This is a genomic window from Bacillus sp. AY2-1 (assembly GCF_008368965.1).
GTDB classification, from domain to species: domain Bacteria; phylum Bacillota; class Bacilli; order Bacillales; family Bacillaceae_G; genus Bacillus_A; species Bacillus_A thuringiensis_S.
Genome location: NZ_QPEL01000269.1, coordinates 1 through 2,463, shown reverse-complemented (window position 1 = coordinate 2,463; position 2,463 = coordinate 1). Strand labels below are relative to the sequence as shown.

The following is a 2,463-nucleotide window of genomic DNA, read 5'->3' as shown; positions in this document are numbered from 1 at the left end:
TATCAATTACTTTTTTCAAAAGCTAGTTTAACACCAAATCCAATTAGGACGATTCCTGTTAGCCCTTGAATATAACGTTGCGTTTTCGGTTTTTTCATAAAAGCACTAATGTTATCAATTAAAAATATATAAAACGCAAACCAAAAGGCGGTTAAAACGAGGTAAGTAAGGCCCATTACAAGAAGTTGAATAAATGTATTATGATTTGGATTTAAAAATTGCGGTAAAAAAGTTAAAAAGAAGACTGCTATCTTAGGATTTAATAAATTCGTTAGAAATCCTTGGCGAAAGCAAGAAGTATGTTTGTTTTCATTATTTAAAGATATATCATTTGTATCTACGCCTTCTTTATTTCTTACTGCTAAAAGGGCTTTAATACCGATATATATTAAATAGAGAGCCCCAACGTACTTGAAAATAGAAAATAAAAGAGCTGACTTTACAATAAGTGCAGAAAGACCAATTACAGCAGCTAAAGTATGAATTAATAGCGCGATACATGTACCGAACACTGTTTTTACTCCACCGACTTTACCGGCAATCAATGTATTTTTCGTAGCCATTGCTGTATCTGGACCAGGTAAAATGATAAGACAAATAGACATAATGATGAAAAGAAGATAATTTTCTATCATAGCCGTCCCTCCTTTTTATTTTTAGAATATTTGATTAAAATCAGTGTAGCACAAAAGTGTATTTAATAAAATTAAATTTTATTAAAAATCAATTAAATGGCTATATAGTAGCTGTAATTACAAAGGCTATATAGTAGCTGTAATTACACTACTATATAGCCTCGATTTTATCCCGCTATTTGCGGGTAGTAAGATTTCCACCGCACAAGATTTAGCTGAAGCAAAGAAGTTAGGTGGGGGATGAACAAAACACCCACGCATTACAGTTTCATTTTATGCATTAAGTAAGTTAAAGAAACGATTCACATCTTCTTCTGAAACGTCACTTAACTGTTTATATTTATAATTCGGATTTTGATCTTTATCAACGACAACGGAGCGTACTCCTTCGAAGAAATCTTCATGTCTCATGAAATTTTTAGCAAGTATAAGGTCCGTAGCGAAGCATTCTTCAACGGATTTATCTTGTCCATCAATAAACTGTTTTAAGGTTACTTTTAGTGAAATAGGGGATTTTGATAACAGTGTTTCTTTTGTTTTTAGAGCAAAGGAACTTTCATCTTTCTCCAATGAATGGATGATTTCTTCAATTGTATCGAAAGCAAAATGTGAATTGATTGCTTCTAATGAAGGAGTCAGCTCGCTTTCTAAGTTTGGAGCAGTTGCAAATGTACGAATAACTTCTTTTAAATTAGTATGTACATCATCTTCTTTATGCCAATTTACACTTTCAAGTTCAGTAAGAAACTCTGGTAATGAATCAGATGTCATAAAGTAATCAGCAGCATTAATAAATAATACGTCAGAAGCTTTTAAAATAGATGCTGTTAAAGCAACGAAGCGTCCTGTATATCCAGGTGCTTTATTTAAGAAATATGCAGCTCCGACGTCTGGGAAGAAGCCGATATTCATCTCTGGCATTGCCCATTTCGTACGCTCAGTTACAATGCGATACTTCGCACCATTTGTAAGACCGACACCACCGCCCATTACAATTCCATCTAAACAAGCAATAATCGGTTTTGTATATTGATAAATATATGTATCAATTTCATACTCTTCTTCAAAAAAACGTTCTGCATGTTGCAATGCCACTTCATTGGAACGCGCTTCATAAAGAGTTTTAATGTCGCCGCCTGCACAAAAACCTTTTGTGCCAGCACCTTTTAACACGATAAGTGCAATACGCTCATCGTGTTCCCACTCTTTAAGTTTTTGTCCGATAGGTTGTAACATGTCATAAGATAAAGAATTAAGTGCTTTTGGACGGTTTAAAGTAATTGTTGCAACGCCGTTTTCACTAATAGAAAATAAAACGTGTTCAGTCATAATGCATCCTCCCTTACATATCTTCTTATTCTTAATTCTTGATATGTACTGAAATGTCCTTTATAAATTTTGTCAAAAGTTGACGGTAAATATTAATTTGGTCACCGCATATTTTGACGAGTTATCTTTGCAGGATTTCAGAGACTAAGGGGGAATATTACAACATTACTGTAAGTGTAATTATTTGAAGTTATAATGATAAAAACGCTATTATATAGGTGTGAATTGTTCATTATCAATTCTAAAAAGAGTGTTTGAAGAAAAAATGAATCGTACAATTGTAATAAAAAACTTTACACTGAATTAGAAATAGAGAAAGGAGAAATCGGAATGCCAGGACCTTTACTATTGTCGGTTATTATTTTGTCTTTTTTAATGATAGGAATAACGCAGTATTTTCATCATACAGATACGACAGAAGAAGTGAAGGATAAAGTACGTCTCGTATTTCCGATTTTTATAATATCTATTTCATTCTGTATTTTATTAAATAAAGATG

General features: G+C 32.7%; 2 protein-coding genes. Both read right to left on the bottom strand.

What is annotated here, in order from left to right; all coding sequences use genetic code 11:
• Positions 1–2 precede the first annotated feature (2 nt).
• Complete coding sequence (locus tag DN403_RS30175; RefSeq protein WP_149186089.1) at positions 3–635, bottom strand: LysE family translocator; 633 nt, start codon at positions 633–635, stop codon at positions 3–5.
• A 273-nt stretch (positions 636–908) separates the two neighbouring features.
• On the bottom strand, positions 909–1,964 hold the full coding sequence (locus tag DN403_RS30170; RefSeq protein WP_000134894.1) for an enoyl-CoA hydratase/isomerase family protein: 1,056 nt from the start codon (positions 1,962–1,964) through the stop codon (positions 909–911).
• Between the last annotated feature and the right edge of the window lie 499 nt (positions 1,965–2,463).